Annotated in this window: 15 protein-coding genes; 14 read left to right on the top strand and 1 reads right to left on the bottom strand. The window is 36.9% G+C overall.

Translation table 11 applies throughout. The features are described from left to right. Window positions 1-52: 52 nt before the first annotated feature. From V192_RS0106085 to V192_RS0106045, 10 genes are all read left to right on the top strand, one after another. The gene (locus V192_RS0106085) at window positions 53-931 is read left to right on the top strand and encodes a carbohydrate ABC transporter permease (RefSeq protein WP_025869987.1); all 879 of its coding nucleotides are present in this window, start codon (window positions 53-55) and stop codon (window positions 929-931) included. Further along, window positions 928-1,743, top strand: a complete 816-nt coding sequence (locus V192_RS0106080; protein WP_029948146.1) for a carbohydrate ABC transporter permease — start codon at window positions 928-930, stop codon at window positions 1,741-1,743. Before V192_RS0106085 ends, V192_RS0106080 begins: the two co-directional genes overlap by 4 nt. Before the next feature lie 69 nt (window positions 1,744-1,812). Then, a complete protein-coding gene (locus tag V192_RS0106075; RefSeq protein ID WP_025869983.1) occupies window positions 1,813-2,835 on the top strand; it encodes a substrate-binding domain-containing protein in 1,023 nt (340 codons plus the stop codon). Window positions 2,836-2,855: 20 nt separating this feature from the next. Continuing rightward, window positions 2,856-3,614 carry a hypothetical protein gene (locus tag V192_RS22005; RefSeq protein WP_239644590.1) on the top strand — a complete coding sequence of 253 codons (759 nt, stop codon included), beginning with the start codon at window positions 2,856-2,858 and terminating at the stop codon, window positions 3,612-3,614. After that, window positions 3,611-5,140 (top strand): glycosyl hydrolase family 65 domain-containing protein, encoded by a 1,530-nt coding sequence (locus V192_RS19450; RefSeq protein WP_239644589.1) that lies wholly within the window; start codon window positions 3,611-3,613, stop codon window positions 5,138-5,140. The genes V192_RS22005 and V192_RS19450 overlap by 4 nt, the downstream gene beginning before the upstream one ends. Window positions 5,141-5,156: 16 nt before the next feature. Then, complete coding sequence (locus tag V192_RS0106065; protein WP_025869980.1) at window positions 5,157-7,343, top strand: glycosyl hydrolase family 65 domain-containing protein; 2,187 nt, start codon at window positions 5,157-5,159, stop codon at window positions 7,341-7,343. Then, the gene (gene pgmB, locus V192_RS0106060; protein ID WP_025869978.1) at window positions 7,331-7,981 is read left to right on the top strand and encodes a beta-phosphoglucomutase; all 651 of its coding nucleotides are present in this window, start codon (window positions 7,331-7,333) and stop codon (window positions 7,979-7,981) included. Before V192_RS0106065 ends, pgmB begins: the two co-directional genes overlap by 13 nt. Window positions 7,982-8,567: 586 nt before the next feature. After that, complete coding sequence (locus V192_RS0106055; RefSeq protein ID WP_025869976.1) at window positions 8,568-9,485, top strand: PLP-dependent cysteine synthase family protein; 918 nt, start codon at window positions 8,568-8,570, stop codon at window positions 9,483-9,485. Window positions 9,486-9,508: 23 nt separating this feature from the next. Further along, the gene (locus V192_RS0106050; protein ID WP_025869974.1) at window positions 9,509-10,654 is read left to right on the top strand and encodes a cystathionine gamma-synthase; all 1,146 of its coding nucleotides are present in this window, start codon (window positions 9,509-9,511) and stop codon (window positions 10,652-10,654) included. A gap of 162 nt (window positions 10,655-10,816) precedes the next feature. After that, a complete protein-coding gene (locus V192_RS0106045; RefSeq protein WP_025869972.1) occupies window positions 10,817-12,325 on the top strand; it encodes a DUF1846 domain-containing protein in 1,509 nt (502 codons plus the stop codon). Window positions 12,326-12,459: 134 nt separating this feature from the next. On the opposite strand, the gene V192_RS0106040 is transcribed toward V192_RS0106045, so the two are convergent. Then, on the bottom strand, window positions 12,460-13,041 hold the full coding sequence (locus tag V192_RS0106040; RefSeq protein ID WP_025869970.1) for a helix-turn-helix domain-containing protein: 582 nt from the start codon (window positions 13,039-13,041) through the stop codon (window positions 12,460-12,462). 541 nt (window positions 13,042-13,582) lie between these two features. Here V192_RS0106040 and licT point away from each other — a divergent pair. From licT to V192_RS0106025, 4 genes are all read left to right on the top strand, one after another. Next, complete coding sequence (licT, locus tag V192_RS0106035) at window positions 13,583-14,437, top strand: BglG family transcription antiterminator LicT (RefSeq protein ID WP_025869968.1); 855 nt, start codon at window positions 13,583-13,585, stop codon at window positions 14,435-14,437. 236 nt (window positions 14,438-14,673) lie between these two features. Next, complete coding sequence (locus V192_RS19445) at window positions 14,674-16,113, top strand: PTS transporter subunit EIIC (RefSeq protein WP_239644588.1); 1,440 nt, start codon at window positions 14,674-14,676, stop codon at window positions 16,111-16,113. 11 nt (window positions 16,114-16,124) lie between these two features. After that, window positions 16,125-16,538 carry a PTS sugar transporter subunit IIA gene (locus V192_RS22000; RefSeq protein ID WP_239644587.1) on the top strand — a complete coding sequence of 138 codons (414 nt, stop codon included), beginning with the start codon at window positions 16,125-16,127 and terminating at the stop codon, window positions 16,536-16,538. Between the two features lie 15 nt (window positions 16,539-16,553). Next, entirely contained in the window at window positions 16,554-18,026 is a 1,473-nt protein-coding gene (locus V192_RS0106025) for a glycoside hydrolase family 1 protein (RefSeq protein ID WP_025869966.1), read from the top strand. Window positions 18,027-18,516 lie beyond the last annotated feature (490 nt).

The raw sequence follows: 18,516 nt of genomic DNA, 5'->3' as shown, positions 1-18,516 counted from the left end.
AAGGCACTAGTTTCAAATGTTAGTGCCTTTTCTTTAAAAGGGGGACAATTACGTGGAACAAATAAAGAAAAAAACGTCATTTTTGAATCTAAAAACAGTTTCAGTTACCTTGCTGATTATCTATTTTGCTATTTTTCTGATTTATCCAATTTATAAGGCATTTGCCGGTAGTTTGCATAACTGGAATCCTTTGATCGATAAGTATGACTATGTGGGGCTTGAAAATTTTAAAGATGTATTAACAAGCGGATTATTTTGGGACTCGATGAGAAATACCTTTGTCTTTGCTTTCTTTTCAGTATTCTTTCGAGTAGCAATTGGATTAGGATTAGCCTTGTTGTTGACCTCTAAGTTCACAAAGATGAAAACTGTTTTTCAAGGATTATTTTATATGCCGACAATCACACCATTGGTTGCAGTTTCTTTTGTTTGGATGTGGATGTTTGATCCGCAATTTGGCTTGATTAATAAAGTTTTTCATCTAGATATCAACTGGCTGAAAGATACTAGCTGGGCACTTCCAGCGATTATTATCATGACCATTTGGAAAGATTTTGGCTATGCGACCGTTCTTTTTCTGGGTGGACTGATGGGATTACCTGATGAGGTGTTTGAGGCTGCAAGGATAGATGGAGCAAGTAGTTGGCAAACCTTTTGGCGAGTAACGCTACCGTTATTAAAACCAACCACACTTTTTGTTCTAATCACTTCGTTGATTACCTATTTGCAGGCTTATATTCAGATTTTGATTATGACAGATGGTGGACCAGGAACATCAACGTACGTTATTTCTTATTTGATTTATGACGAAGCATTTGTGAAGTATAATTTTGGAACAGCTTCTGCTATGGCCATTATTTTATTTGTCATTATTGGTATTTTAACTGTTATTATGTTTAAAGTAACCGGAGAAAGGAAGGAATTATCATGAAAAAAACAAAAGCAACAGTCTTAAATATTGTTCTTTTATTCTTAGCGGTAATCACGATTATTCCGTTTGTGTGGATGTTTCTGTCTTCCTTTGCGCCTAATAGTGACATTGTAAAAATCGGAGGATCATTATTCCCAACTCCGTCTACTTTCGCAAATTATACAAGTGTTCAAGAAAAATTTGATTTTATGCGAATGTTCCTTAACAGTTTATTTATTTCAATTACAACGACAGTCATTATCATTTATACAAGTGCTTTGATGGGGTTTGTCTTTGCAAAGTATAAATTTAAAGGCAAAAATTTACTGTTTGGTGTTGTGTTAAGTACAATGATGTTGCCATGGGCAGTAACGATCATTCCTAAATATGAAATGATGGTAGATTTTGGTTGGCTTGATTCATACAAAGCGTTGATCATTCCTTCAATGGTCAGTGGGTTTGGGATTTTTATGTTTCGTCAAGCCATTTCACAGATATCTGATGAGATGATTGAGGCAGCTAGGATCGATGGGGCTTCGGATTTTTATATATTCCATCGAATTATTTTACCGATGTCTCAAAATACGATTGCTAGTCTAGCTATTTTTCAATTTTTATGGAGCTGGGAAGATTTCCTTTGGCCATACTTGATGATCAATGATGAAAGCAAACAATTGCTATCAGTTGGGTTAAGATTGTTCAATGGTCAGTATGGAACGGATTATGGGGGCCTTTTTGCAGCAACCTCAATATCGATTATTCCAGTCATTGTGATCTATATCGTGTTTCAAAAACGCTTTATTGCAGGCGTTGCAAATGGTTCAATTAAATAAATTATAGCAATTGAGATCAATCAATGTATAATAAGTATATTACATATACGGATTGAAAGGATGATGAGCATGAAAATCACAATAAAGAAGATTGCTGAGGAAGCAGGAGTAAGTGTGACCACTGTTTCTAATGTAATCAATAATAAAGCACATCGTGTCTCAGATACTAAAAAGGAACTAATTCAATCCATTATAAAAAAATATAATTATTCGCCTAACATGAATGCAAGAGCATTAGTGCAGTCATCCTCTAGGTTAATTGGTCTCTTATATTTCTCGGATAAACCAAAATTAGATTTCTCAGATCCTTTTGTGACAGAGGTGCTAGAAGGGATCGAGCGAATTGCTAAAGAAAATGGTTTTTTCATTTTGGTTCATAGTGTAAATTCTATGGAAGATATCGAGGAAGTCCAAAAAAATTGGAAATTTGAAGGGTTTATTGCTGTAGGTTTCACACAGCAGTTATTTGAACAAGCGGATAAAATCATTCAAAGTCCTATTGTCTTTTTAGATACGCATTTAGAAGAACAAATGTATACAAAAATCAAAAATTATCCAAATCGCTATTTTATCAATACAAACGATTTTCAAGCTGGGTTTGATGCGACGAGTTATTTGCTTTCTCGTGGAATCGAGAAAATTGCTTTTCTTTCCTATGGATTTGACGAAAATCAAACTAGTGTCATTCAGCAACGTTATCTAGGATACAAAGCTGCTTTAAATCAACAAAATATCGACATAGAAGAGCAGTTGATTTACACAGATGAAGAACAGTCCGATATGTTGGAGGCAATCGATGCGTACCAAGGAGTAATTGTTACCGCAGATTTTCTAGCATTGACGTTTATTCATTTTTTAAAACAACATCAGGCATATTCAGAAGAAAAGCTATCGATCATTGGATTTGATGATATTGCTTATGCTGCGCTGAATGATCCACCGCTATCTACAGTGCGATTGGACCAAATCAGCAAAGGTGAAAAAGCGATGCAATTATTGGTAGATATTTCAATCAAAGAAGAAGATGCGAGCAAAATCGATCAATTAAACGAACTACAAGGAAAATTGGTTATTCGTAAAACGACTCGCTAATGAAAGGGATGAAGGAGTAAATGGCAAAAGTTGCCGATCTATATTATAAATTAGATCCATGGATGATTACGGAAGAAGGATATGACTTGGAAAAAAATGAAGTATCTGAGTCGATTTTTTCTTTAGGAAATGAATACAGTGGAATAAGAGGTTATTTCGAAGAAGGTTTTAGTGGTCCTACTTTATTAGGAAGCTACTTCAATGGGATTTATGAAAATAGTCCAACTGAAAATAGAGTGCAGTACAAAGGAATCGTTTCAAGAAGTCATTTTATGGTCAACGCGGTCGATTGGTTGTATACAAGAATAGCAATCGATGGTGAGTACTTAGATTTAGCTAAAGTAGAGATCACTGATTTTAGCAGAACACTAGATATGCGCACAGGTATTTTATCTAGATCGTTTATTTGGGAAACAAAAAGCAAAAAAAGAGTAAAATTACTGTTCGAACGATTCTTAGATATGGAGCAAGCGCACTATGGATTTCAAAAAATCACAGTAGAGGCACTAAATTTTTCTGATGAGATCAGTTTTCAAGTGGGAGCAGATTTCAATACAGTTCATCAATCCCAAGAACAAAATTTTTGGCAAGAAGAAAAAAAAGCTGCAACTAAAATGGCAGCAGCAATCATTGGAAAAACAACGACAACAAATCAAAAAATCTATTCAGGGTTTCAAATAGAAGCAAACGAATCTCTTGCAACAGAAATTGTTGAAAGGGATAAATTTATAGGCATTAAGTTAACGTTAAACTTAATATGGATAAAGCTTTTGAATTGAAAAGATATACGACCAATGTTGCTGAAAAAACGGCAATTGAGACAAATGAATTGTGGACAAAAGGAGAAGTCGAACGTCAACAACAAAGGACGATTTCATATGATGAGGCGAAAAGAAGACAAGAAAAATATTGGCAAAAAATGTGGGCGTCTTTAGATATCCAAATTGAAGGTGATGATCTTAACCAGCAAGGGATTCGCTATTGTATTTTCCAACTGCAACAAACCTATCATGGTCAAAATCCATCCAATAATATCGGAGCAAAAGGTTTAACTGGTGAATCTTATGGCGGTCATGCTTTTTGGGATACAGAAACTTGCTGTCTACCATTTTATCTTTTGAATAATCTAGAAGCAGCGAAAAACTTACTAGAATTTCGTTATCAAACATTGCCGCAAGCGAAAAAGCGTGCGAATGAGCTAGATTGTGAGGGTGCTTGTTATCCAATCGCAACTTTAAATGGAAATGAAGCAAGTGATCTATGGCAGCATGCTAGTTTGCAATTTCAACCGAGTACAGGAGTAGCCTACGGTATTTGGCACTATTTACAAGTTTCAGAAGATACAGACTTCTTATTCAGTCATGGTATTGAAATGCTGATCGAGATCAGCCGCTTTTTAAGAACGAGAGGGGATTGGTCACCAACAGGGGAATTTGGCTTTTTCGGTGTCATGGGACCAGATGAATTTCAGCTAATGGTCAATCACAATGCATATACAAATTATATGGCTAAAAAGACATTTGAATATACCTTGGCTACCTTAACTGAAATAAAAGAAACACATCCCAAACGCATCGAAGAATTGAAACAACAACTGACACTCACAGACGAAGAGCAAGTAGCGTGGGCAAAATGTGCTGAAAAAGCATTGATCATTACAGAAGAAAATGGCTTGATCGAACAACATGATGGCTTTTTTAAACTGCCCCATGTCGAAATCAATTCCATCCCAATAGAAGATTTCCCACTTTATCATAATTGGTCCTATGATCGAATTTATCGTAATGACATGATCAAGCAGCCAGATGTATTGATGTTTCAATTCTTATATAACCAAGATTTTTCACTGGAGTCTAAACGAATCAACTATGATTTTTATGAGCCAAAAACAATCCATGAATCGTCACTATCACCCTCTATTCATTCTATTTTAGCCGCAGAGCTAGGAAAAGAACAAGAAGCTTATGATTTCTTTGGATTTGCTACAAGAATGGACTTGGATAATTATAATCGAAATACAAAAGAGGGACTTCATACGACATCGATTGCGGCTGCTTGGATGAATATTGTTTATGGTTTTGGTGGTGTCCGTACAGATGGTAAAGAACTGTTACTTGCTCCGATGATTCCACAACAATGGACAAGTTATACCTTTAAAATTCATTATAAAAATAGCCTGATTGAAATTAAAGTCAAGCAAGAATCAGCGCAATTTCAAATCCTTGAGGGAAATCCTGTCACGGTGAAAATCTATGGAGAGCAAACTGAAATTGGGAATCAACCAATCGTAAAAAAACTTCATTAGTGAAAGGAGAAAGTAAATGACTTGGAAAATCAGTGAAACGTTTGATGAACGTGCCATTACAAACTTCGGCAATAAATTTCTTCTTGCAAATGGCTACATGGGCTATCGAGGAACGCTGGAAGAATATACGAAAGAACAATTGGTAGGCAATACAATACTTGGTCTATATGATCAAGTAGGATCAAAGTGGCGTGAACCAGTGAATGCTCCGAATGGTTTCTCCGTGAAACTATTTAAAGACCAGAATGAACTAAGCTTATTGACAGAAAAACCAGTTGAACATACTCAAGAATTAGATCTTTACAATGCACTTCACCACAGAAAGACGACGTTTACAGTTGATACTGGGCAGTTAGATTTAACGATTGAGCGTTTTGTTAGTATAGAATCGGTCCATTTAATGGCAAGCAAAGGGACGATCGTCAGTACAATTCCGTTAACGATAACCTTAAAGATTGGGATCGACGGTGAGGTGTGGGATATCAATGGGCCTCATTTAGTGGATTATCAACTCTCTGAAATCGGGAAAAATACGTTCATAATGGAAACGAAAACGAGTGAAGCAGGAAAGAAATTGGTGGTCAATCAAGCAGTTCAAGTAAGTAATTTTACGGAACAAAAAGAAACCTTCAAAAAAGAGCAAGTATTCCGTGAGTATACGTTGACATTACAGCCAAATGAGCCTGTGGAATTTGAGATTTTCGTTACCGTTTACAATGAAAATGACTGCGAAAATCCTAAAGAAGAAGCTGCAGAGCAACTGAATCATGCGCAAAATGCAGGCTATGATCGTTGCAAAGAGAGTCATCAAAAGAAGTGGCATTCGTTATGGGAAAAATCAGATGTTGAAATCACTGGTGATGACGATGCTCAGCTAGCTTTGCGATACAGTATTTATCAGTTGCTCGCCATTGCTCCTAGACATTCTGACAAGCTCTCTATTCCAGCGAGAGGATTGTCTGGGCAAACATACAAAGGAGCCGTTTTTTGGGATACGGAAATGTTTATGGTACCATTTTTTCAAAGAACAGACCCTACTGTTGCGCGTAACTTATTAATGTATCGTGTCCATACACTGGATGGTGCCCGAAAAAAAGCGGAAGAATATGGATTTTCTGGCGCCTTTTATGCTTGGGAAAGTCAAGAAAATGGCCAAGATGCAACATCGGATTATAATGTGACCGATGTGTTCACTAAAAGATCCATGCGAACGTATTTCAGAGATAAACAGATCCATATTAGTGGAGATATTGCCTATGCAATGTGGCATTATTATCGTTATACGAATGATTTTCAATTTTTATTAGATGGGGCTGCCGAAGTTGTGTTTGAAAGTGCAAAATTTTATTTCTCATATAGCTATTTTAAAGAAAATAAAAACCGGTTTGAACTAATCGATGTAATTGGTCCAGATGAATATCATGAGCGCGTTTATAACAATGCCTACACCAATAAAATCGCATATGAAACGGTACGCATTGCATTAGATATTTGGAACCTACTAAGTAAAAAGGAACCTGTATTCTTAGAAAAACTTCTGATGAAAACCAATCTCCTTAATCAAAAAACTGTTTTACAAAGCTTCTTAGAAAATTTATACGTTCCACAACCAGATGAAAAAACTGGAATGATTGAACAATTCGATGGGTATTATCGATTGGAAGATGTTTCTGTAGAGGCAGTTCAATCTCGTCTATTAGACCCACAGGAATACTGGGGCGGCGCATATGGTGTGGCTGCGGACACACAAATCATCAAGCAAGCAGATGTTATTTGTATGTTGCACTTATTCTCAGATAGTTATAAAGAAGAAATTTTGAAAAAAAACTGGGAGTATTATGAGCCTAGGACAGAACATGGTTCTTCATTAAGTGCTTGTATCTACGCCATAGTTGCATGTAAATTTAACAATCAAGACTGGGCGTATCCCTATTTTATGAAAACAGCGACCGTTGATTTGACGGGGGAATCGAAACAATATGCAGGAACGATCTACATTGGTGGAACACATCCGGCAGCTAATGGTGGTGCGTGGATGGCAGCTATTTTAGGATTTGCTGGTTTGACAATTAAAAATGACCAACTTGAAGTGGCCCCCAAACTACCAAGGCATTGGGAAAAACTAAAGTTTAAAACCGTCTACCAAGAAGAAAGCTACACAATAGAAATAACACAAGGAGGTAAAAAAATATGGAAAAATTAAAAGGTGCATTGTTTGATTTAGATGGTGTTTTAGTGGACACGGCAAAATATCATTATCTCGCTTGGAAAGCTTTAGCCGATGAGTTGGCGATTCCATTTAACCAAGAAGAGAATGAACGTTTAAAAGGTGTATCCAGAATGGCTTCATTGGAAATTATTCTATCATTAGCAAATAGAGAGAATGCATATACTGATAGTGAAAAAGAAGCGTTTGCCGATAAAAAAAATACATTATATGTCCAATTTATTGAAGATATGGATGCGTCAGAAATATTGCCGGGAGTGATTCCATTATTAACAGGCTTGCGTGAAAAAAATATTAAAATTGCACTAGGTTCAGCTAGCAAAAATGCCCCTAAAATCATGACCGCAACTGGCTTAGCTCACTATTTTGATACATTGATCGATGGAAACGTTGTATCTAAAGCTAAACCAGATCCTGAGGTCTTTTTAAAAGGAGCAGACTCGTTAAAATTAGCGCCTCAAGACTGCGCCGTTTTTGAGGATGCTGAGGCTGGTTTACAAGCCGCAAAAACAGCAAATGCTTTTGCAATTGGCATAGGGACCCCAACTAATCTTCCTAGTGCAGATATTACGTATCCAAATCTTGCAGAATTTGATATCCATACCTATTTTTAAAAAACATAACTGAACAAGATACTAAGAGGCTGAAACACAACAAAAACTAGCTGTGTTTCAGCCTCTTAGTATACGAATAAACGGTAGCTCAGAAGCAGCTACTGCGCTTCGATCACATCAAATTCTAAGTGCTAAAGTACTAAGCTTTGAAGGCTTCGGAAATAAGCTTCTGTCCCAACCATCATTTATGACACGACTGAAAGAACAGCTTTTATAAAAAGGCCGATGTCGGTTGGTGACAAAAAGGAATTGTATCGGTCTTTAGAACAAGCGTTTTAAATTGACAGCAGAAATGTGATGTGATATCGTCCATGTATACTTATTTAGAGGAGTGGAAAAGACATGACAAACAACAGACGTTCAGTTACATGCTGTTGTTGTATGGTGCTAAAAAGCAGCATACCCATTTGTCATGCCTATTAATAGTCCATCTAGAAAAGTTAAACGCTTCAGATCACTTTACTAAAGAAAAGGTGAACTGTTTATATTTGACGTTCAAGAGGTGCTGATTTAATAGTCAGTACCTCTTTTTTTGTTCACTTTTTTTGTTGCAACGGCGCAGTTATAATAGCGATAGGAGGATGTCATGATAGTTGATGAAGTACAGGAATTGATTGGACATACACCGATGTTCAAGTTTGATGCTGCTCGATTTGGCGGTCAAAAAGGAAGTACGATCTATGCCAAATTAGAGTACCTAAATCCAGGTGGGAGTGTAAAAGATCGGCTGGGGCAACATTTGCTAACCCACGCGTTACAAGAAGGAAAAATAACTACTGCAACTACGATCATTGAACCCACAGCAGGAAATACAGGAATTGGTATTGCCTTGGCAGGTGTAAAGGAAGGCATCAAGACTGTATTTGTTGTACCGGAGAAGTTTAGCTTGGAAAAACAACAATTGATGAAAGCGTTAGGAGCAGAGATCGTCCATACACCAACTGTCAAAGGAATCAGAGGGGCAATCGACAAAGCAAAACAATTGGCAAAAGAGATTCCAAATAGTTATTTACCGTTACAATTTGAAAATGAAGAAAATCCCCAAGCGTATTACAACACACTTGGACCTGAAATTTTTCATGAACTTTCAGGAAAACTAACAAGCTTTGTTGCAGGAATCGGCAGTGGAGGAACTTTCGCAGGCGTTGCAGCCTATCTAAGAGATCAAAAGCCACAGATTCGTGCGATTGGAGTAGAACCAGAAGGCTCGATTTTAAATGGAGGAACAGCTCACGGACACGAAATTGAAGGGATCGGTGTAGAGTTTATCCCCACGTTCTTTGAGAATATAACTATTGATAAAATTTATACTATCCGTGATGAAGAAGGGTTTTATTTTACAAGGCTTTTAGCGGAAAAATTTGGGCTACTTGTCGGCAGCTCAAGCGGAGCAGCTTTTGCTGCAGCCATTAAAGAAAGCAAGACCTTACCCGAAAACAGTACAATCGTCACTATTTTTCCAGATTCTGGAGAACGATATCTCTCAAAAAATATTTATGGCTAAGACCAATTCAAGGAGGAAAAACGATGCATTTTCAAACAAAATTAATCCATGGTGGAATCAGTAACGATGAACAAACAGGAGCAGTCAGTGTCCCAATCTATCAAACCTCAACCTACAAGCAAAATGGTGTTGGAAACCCTAAACAGTATGAATATTCTCGTTCTGGAAATCCGACCCGATTTGCTTTAGAAGAATTAGTAGCAGAGCTAGATGAAGGCATACAAGGCTTTGCATTTGCTTCTGGTTTAGCAGCCTTGCATACAGTCTTATCACTTTTTAAAGCAGGAGATCATATACTATTAGGCGATGATGTATATGGCGGAACGTTTCGATTATTTCAAAAGGTTTTTGAGAAAAATGGACTCACCTATTCATTGGTGAAAACAGATGTTTTAACCTCAATAGAAGGAGCAATCACGGATAAAACAAAAGCAATTCTCTTTGAGACGCCGACCAATCCATTATTGAAAATTTCTGATATTCAAGCAATTTCCTCTCTAGCAAACAAGTATCATTTAGTGACGATTGTGGATAATACCTTTATGACGCCTTATTTTCAACGTCCCTTAACACTAGGAGCCGATATTGTGGTATACAGTGGAACCAAGTATCTTGGCGGACATAGTGATGTTGTATCAGGTTTTGCAGTGACAAATCAAACAGTATTAGCAGAAAAAATCGGCTATTACCAAAATGCGATAGGGGGCGTTTTAGGCCCTCATGATAGTTGGTTAGTTCAAAGAAGTCTCAAAACATTGGCACTTAGAATGGAAGCTCACCAAAAAAATGCACTAAAAATTGCCGCATATCTTGAAAATCATCCAGCTGTTGCAGTTGTTTATTATCCTGGGTTAAAGAGTCATGCGGGCTTTGAATTAGCCAAAAAACAAATGAACGGTTTTAGTGGCATGATTTCTTTTGAGCTGAAAAATGAAGCGTTGGTCAATTCGTTTGTGGAAGGACTAACCATTTTTACGTTAGCAGAAAGCTTGGGTGGGGTTGAAAGTTTGATTGAAGTTCCAGCAGTGATGACACATGCGTCTATTCCAAAGGAAATCAGAGAACAGGCTGGAATTAATGATGGGTTGATTCGCTTATCTGTAGGTGTTGAATATATTGATGATTTGATTGCTGATCTAGATCAAGCTTTTGAGAGAATAGGTAAATAACGTTTTTAGTTTCATAGTAAGAAGCTTGAATTGTAGACTCAAAATAAGTCAGCATTGATACGTAAAATATAGCTAGATAGTAAATAATGAAATTCCTTATCGTAATCATCCGAAAATAAGTTTATAATAGATGGCAGTATACAAATATCGGAGGGTTCTTACGTGAAAAAACTAGGTTTTGATCCACAAAAGTACATCGAAGAGCAATCAAAATATATCCTTGAAAGAGTTGACCATTACGACAAGCTCTACTTGGAATTTGGTGGTAAATTGATTGGAGATATGCATGCAAAACGCGTTTTACCAGGATTTGATGCGGACGCTAAAATTAAACTGTTACAAAAATTAAAAGATCAAGCTGAGATTTTGATTTGTGTTTATGCAGGAGATATCGAGCGTAACAAAATTCGTGGCGATTATGGAATCACCTATGATATGGATATTTTACGTCAAATCGATGAATTAAGAGAATATGGTTTAGCGGTCAATAGCGTAGTTATTACACGCTACAGTGGACAACCTTCGACAAAAATGTTTATCAATAAGCTAGAACGAAGAGATATCAAAGTGTATAAACATGCGGCCATCGAAGATTACCCATCGAATCTTGAAAAAATCGTCAGCGAAGAAGGCTTTGGCAAAAATGAATACATCCCAACAACTAAACCAATTGTAGTCGTTACAGCACCTGGTCCAGGTAGTGGGAAATTAGCGACTTGTTTGAACCAGTTGTATCATGAAAGTCGTAATGGTAAGACTGCTGGCTACTCAAAATTTGAAACCTTCCCAGTTTGGAATGTTCCGTTGAAGCACCCTTTAAATATTGCCTATGAAGCAGCAACCGTTGATTTAAAAGATGTGAATATGATCGATTCTTTCCACTTTGATAAATACCAAGAAGTTGTCGTCAATTATAATCGTGATGTTGAGACCTTCCCCGTGATCAAGCGGATCATTGAAAAAATTACGGGTGAAGAATCTGTCTATCAATCACCAACCGATATGGGGGTTAACCGTGTAGGTTTTGGGATCATTGATGATGACGTGGTAAAAGAAGCCTCTAAGCAAGAAATTATTCGCCGTTGTTTTGCTACAGAATGTGACTTTAAAAAAGGATTGATCGATGAAGAAACAGTCAATCGCATTAAATTGATCATGGAAGAAGTCGAGCTGAAAAAAGAAGACCGCAAGGCGGTGCTTCCCGCTAGAGAGTATTCAGAACGATTAAGAGAACAAACTCAAAGTAGTGAAACACCTGCCGTTATTGCATTTGAGCTGCAAGATGGTCGAATTGTAACGGGGAGAACAAGTAGCCTGATGGATTCATGTTCATCTGCTATCTTGAATTCTATTAAAACATTAGCCAATATATCGGATGAAATTTTATTATTATCGCCAGTGATCCTTGAAACGATTCAAACGATGAAACGAAAGGATCTTCACAGTAAGATAACCGCTTTAAAAGCCAATGAAATTTTGATTGCCTTAGCGATCAGTGCTGTGACGAATCCGACAGCACAATTGGCTTATGATAAATTATCGGAATTAAATGGTGTCCAAGCGCATTCTACGGTGATGTTAAGTAAAAATGATGAGCAGACATTACGAGAGTTAGGATTGGATATTACTAGTGATGCGGTTTATCCGTCGGAGAATCTGTATTATATTTGATTTTTCATGAGATACTGATGATGCTCAAAAAATGCAAAAATAGTTAATAAAATAACAGTTGAAAGTGGATCATCCACTTTTAACTGTTATTTTGTGTGTTTGCTAAGAGCACGAATATTAAGTGTATTGCAATTTTACGAAAGCCAAACCCATAGCAGCGAACTAACCGCAGCAAGCACACCAGCAGCTAATGAAAAGCCCACAACGATTTTTGTTTTATTCCAACGATCTCTTTTTTTATCTCGTTTGGCTCTGGCTGCTTCAAGATCTTCCCCGTCTATAAAAGCAACAATCTCACTATATGTTTGAACATCTCTTTCCTTTTTGATTTTCTCGATTTTTAAAGCCGCAATCATAGAAATTCCCCAAAGAACGAAAGAAATAGCCAAGCCATACCAGCCCCAAAGTAACATAGCAGGACCAATAGATAGAACTGTTAGGACAATAAAGAAGAGCATGACCCAAGATAGCCGATTCATTTTTTCTGCTTCGATGTGTTGATTTTTTTTCATAATTTCTACATCTCCTTTGACTAATTCATCTAAGGTGACATCAAAAAGAGTGCTCAAGGCAATCAGATTATGAATATCAGGATAGGTGTGATCGTTCTCCCATTTAGAAATTGTTTGCCGTGTGACATAGATTTTTTCTGCAAGTTCTTCTTGAGAATAACCATCTCTTTCACGATACGTTTTTAATTGCTTATTAAAGTTCATTTTGCTGTCTCCTTTGAGTCTAAGATAATATAGATGGTCTATTTTGTCTGTCTATTATCGTGTACTTTGTTAAAAATTGGGTGTATACAGGCATTTACATCAGCGAAATCATTGATATAGCAGTTTTTTTACGAGTATGTTTGAAATAAGTAAAATAGTGTCCACAAAAATTACTATGTGTTTATTTTTGGAGTAGTAAAGAATTAGGTAGTCAGCTGAGATAGACCGATAGAAAAAATACCGATATAAAAATAATTATGGCATAAGTGATCAATTAATTATAGTTAAAATCAAGATGTTATTATATGCAAAATAACATGAATTGCTTTTTTAAATAGGGTAATAAGCCCATCTTTTGAGAAAATTCATGTATAAAGAGAAATTTCTGACAAGTAATACTTATTCAGCTATGCGTCACAATTTCAGAAGTCTCATTAAGTAAGAAAACGTATTCCCATAAAAAACAACCCCTTTCTTTTTCTCGTTTCATAGCGTAGAATAGCAAATTGAAGAAGCCAGACAAAAATGAGGAGGTTATGTCATGAAAATATATAAAATATTAAACAATAACGTGATCATCACAAAAGATGAGCATGGAATAGAACATGTGATCATGGGTAAAGGAATTGGATTTAAAAAGAGTGCAGGCGAAACCTTAGATATGACAAAAGCCGACAAAGTGTTTCATTTAGAGGATGCTGGCTTGCAACAACATTTTAATTCACTTAGTAATGAAGTTCCTTATCCAATTCTAAAAATAACAGAAGAATTTATTGATATTTCGAAGAAAAAGTTGAATCAAAAGTTAAATGAAAGTTTACATGTTTCTCTGGTGGATCATATTTTCCATGCGTTAAAAAGACACCAAAATGGACAATCGATTACCAATTCGTTGATTTGGGAGATCAATCGCTTATATCCAAATGAATTTGAACTAGCCAAGGAATTACTGGGGATGATTGAGCAGGAGACAGAGGTTCGCTTGCCAGCTGATGAGGCAGGTTTTATTGCAATGCATTTGATCAATGCAGAAATGAATGAAGAAATGAATACCACCGTTGCAATCACGAAAGAAGTTTCGGCTATTTTAAAGATTGTGAAATATCATTTAGGGATCGAATACGATGAAGAGTCATTGAATTTTTATCGTTTTTTGACGCATCTGAAGTTTTTTGTACAGCGTATCACCAACGGAACCTTACTCGATAGCGAAGATCATGACCTGTATCTATTAATGAAAAAGAAGTACCCATTAGCGTATGATTGTGCAAATAAAATTGCAGAGTATGTGTATACGACTTTCCATCTGGATTTAACGTCTGAAGAAATGCTGTATCTTGTGATTCATTTAAAACGTTTATATACAAGAGAGAAAACACTTTCAAAAAAGGATTGACTTCCATTTTTGAAAATGCTATCATTTGAGACAGATAAATAAATAACGTATCAGGTTAGTGGATTGTGACTGTTCGGCAGGCGACACCTAAACTTTTACTAAGGAATTGCACACAGGGGTAGTGTATGCATTTTTTAGTAAAGGTTTAGGTTTTTATTTTGCCAAAAATAGATCCGGAACTATTTTAAACCAGTTGAAAACAACCTTTTGCAAGTATGTTCTTAGGAGGATTTATCATGGATACGAATCAATTAGCAGAAAAAATATTAAAAGAAGTCGGCGGCGAAGAAAACGTACAATCACTCGTTCATTGTGCGACACGCTTACGATTTAAATTGAAAGATAGAACGATTGTGGATAAAAATGCTGTGGAAAGTATTCCTGGTGTTGTAACGGTAATGGAAAGTGCGGGGCAATTCCAAGTGGTGATTGGCAATACGGTGCCTGAAGTGTATGAGGCGATTGGAAACATTTCAAACCTAACTGGTGATCAGACCGGTTCAGATAATAGTTCAAATGAAAATGAAACGATTTTTGGCAAATTTGTAGATTTAATTTCTAGCTTATTTACGCCTTTACTTGGTGTGATGGCAGGAGCTGGGATTTTAAAAGGGCTACTTTCTATTGCTACGACGACAAAATTGATCATCCCAGAAACGTCGACGTATATCATTCTAAGTGCAATTGCGGATAGTTTATTCTACTTCTTACCCGTTTTACTAGCAATTACAGCAGCAAGAAAGTTCAAAGCCAATGTCTTTGTTGCTGTAACGATTGCAGGTGCTCTGGTTTATCCAACGATTATTGGGTTAGCTGCACCAGATGTTTCAGCTGATTTCTTTGGAATTCCAGTGGTGATGGTGAAATATACATCAACAGTTATTCCGATCATTTTAGCAATTTATGTGATGAGTGTACTAGAAAAATTCTTGAATAAACGTCTACATCAAAGTATTAAAAACTTTATCACACCTATGATTCTGTTGATTGTGATTGTGCCGTTAACGTTAATGATCTTTGGACCATTTGGCGTATATGTAGGGAATGCGATTGCGGATGTATTGATCACAGTGATCAACTTTAATCCGATTATTGCAGGTGCCTTAATTGCAGCTTCATGGCAAATTCTTGTAATGTTTGGCTTGCACTGGGGCATTGTACCTGTGATGATGAATAATATTGCTACGATGGGGAAAGATCCTCTAAAACCAAGCGTAGCGATTTCTGTATTTGCACAAGCTGGTGCCGTTTTAGGTGTTATGCTAAAAACGAAAAATAAGGAGTTTAGAGCATTGTCAGCTTCTGCTGTCGTTACGGCTTTATTCGGTATTACTGAGCCAGCTGTTTATGGAGTGACATTAAGATTAAAACGTCCGTTTATTATTGGTGTGATTTCAGCCGCTGTTGGTGGCGGTATTGTTGGCTATGCAGGAAGTATGGGCTATGCAGCAGGACCTTCAAGCATTTTAATGATTCCAGCTTTTTATGGACCAAATGGCGAAGGTTTTGTAGGCTTCCTGATCGGTATTGCCGTAGCATTTGTTTTGGCGGCGGTTTTAACTTATTTCATCGGATTTGAGGATATTCCAGAAACAACAACAGGAACAAACGAAGTATCGACAGCAAAAACAGCAACACATGTTGGCGTAAAATCAGAAGTGATCAGCAGCCACTAACGGGTGACATTGTGCCACTAGAAAATATTAATGACAAAGCGTTTGCTTCAGGAACATTAGGGCAAGGCTTAGCGATTTCCCCAACAAAAGGAGAAGTGGTTTCACCAGTCAATGGTACCGTCACTATGGCCTTTGCAACAGGACATGCGGTTGGTTTAACTTCAGAAAATGGTGCGGAGGTACTCATTCATATTGGTTTAGATACCGTTCAATTAGATGGGAAGCACTTTGAATTAAAAGTAACACAAGGCCAAACTGTAAAAGCTGGAGATCCGCTGGTCGTATTTGATATCGAAGCCATTAAAGCAGCTGGGTTTGACGTAACAACACCAGTTATTATCACGAATACAGCAAATTATGAAGATGTTGTAGTCAGCGATCAAGCACAAGTGGATACAAGCGATCGTTTGATTACATTACTATAAAAAGGAGTGGCATTTATGACACAAGAAACTATATTTCCAGAGAATTTTTTATGGGGCGGCGCGATTGCAGCCTGCCAAGCGGAAGGAGCATACGGTCAGTATGGTCGTGGGATGGCCGTTTCAGATATTTCCTTTTTCGATAGTCAAATCGAACGTCAAGATTTAGCCAAGCATCGCAATGTCACAACAGAAAAAATTGAAGAAGCGATGAAAGATCCGAATACAAAACGATATCCTAAACGTCATGGAATCGATTTTTATCACCGTTATAAAGAAGATATCGCCTTATGTGCAGAAATGGGCTTTAAAGTATTCCGTTTTTCAATGGCTTGGAGTCGTATTTTCCCAATCGGGGAAGAGGTAACACCGAATCAAGAAGGACTGGATTTCTACGATGCTGTTTTAACCGAAATCGAGAAATATGACATGGAACCACTTGTGACCATCTCTCACTTTGAAATGCCTTTAGCACTTGTGAATAAATACAAAGGCTGGACAGATCGTAAAGTCATTGACTTATTTGTTCGCTTTGCCGAGTGCTTGTTTACGAACTTTGGGCAACGAGTGACCTACTGGATTTCATTCAATGAAATTAACGCAGGACGTTTTTCAACCTTTAAATCTACTGGTGTCGTAGCGGATAAAACAGACAATTATATCCAAGATTGTTATCAAGCAGTCCATCATCAATTTGTCGCAGCAGCACTTGTTACCAAACGATTGCATGAAATCAACCCAGCTGGCAAAATGGGCTGTATGATCGCACGTTTTACAACGTATGCGGCAACCTGTAAGCCAGAAGATGTCTTACAAATGATGCATGACGATCAATATGACAACTTCTTCTATACAGACGTGATGCTTCGTGGGGCTTATCCTGGCTATATGAATCGCTTCTTTAAAGAAAATGGTGTTTCAATCGTTTGGGCAGACGGAGACAAAGAATTATTAAAAGAGTACACGTCTGATTATTTAGCATTTAGTTACTATATGTCGAACGTGTCGAGTGCACAGCCAGATGAAGGTGAAATGACAGATGCCAACTTGAAAAAAGGACTAAAAAATCCTTATCTAGAAAGTTCTGCTTGGGGCTGGCAAATTGATCCTAAAGGGTTGCGTTATACGTTAAATAATCTATATGATCGCTATCAAGTGCCTTTATTTATTGTAGAAAATGGCATCGGTGCCGAAGATAAAGTAGAAGCTGATGGAAGTATTCATGACACCTACCGCATCGATTATTTACAAAAACATCTTGTGCAAATGAAAGAAGCTTTGATTGATGGGGTTGATTTAATTGGGTATACGACGTGGTCTTCGATTGATATTGTTTCTTCTGGGACTTCTGAAATGTCAAAACGTTATGGTTTTATCTATGTCGATCAAGACGATGACGGTAATGGGACGTTGGCGCGGAGTAGAAAAGATTCGTTCTATTGGTATCAAAAAGTGATTCAGAGTAATGGAGCAGAGTTGCCAGTTTCGTAAAAATAGAATATTTAAGCACCATACGCAGATTGGATGATTGCGTATGGTGCTTGTTTGTTAAAGTCTTTACTCGATGTTAGTACTTTGTTTGTACCCTATCTATTAAGAGAGTTAGGCTTGGACATTACGAGTGATGCAATTTATCCGTCTGAGAAATTGTATTATATTTAGGATGGTTATGATTAAATTAAGTTTTAGAGAAGTGACGGCATATCATTCTGAGGGATGATTTGAATTACCTTTAATGAAAAGACAAGTAGTTGGATAGTCAATTACTTGTCCTTTTTGTTCAATGTTTTTGTTGAATGTTTTTTAATTCATTATGATAAATTTAATGATAAAAGAATTTTCATTTATTAACTTTGTGGTAAGATTAGTTTATATTCATTGGTAAACGGTGTGGATAAAATGGAAAAACAGGAATAAACACAAGTGTGGCTACTGCTCTAATAGCGCAGCCTATCGAGGAAATAGAAGAAAAAAATGAGAT

The organism is Enterococcus crotali, assembly GCF_000633635.1.
GTDB lineage: Bacteria > Bacillota > Bacilli > Lactobacillales > Enterococcaceae > Enterococcus_L > Enterococcus_L crotali.
The sequence above is the reverse complement of the archived record's forward strand: the minus strand, read 5'-3'. Positions and strand labels throughout refer to the sequence as shown.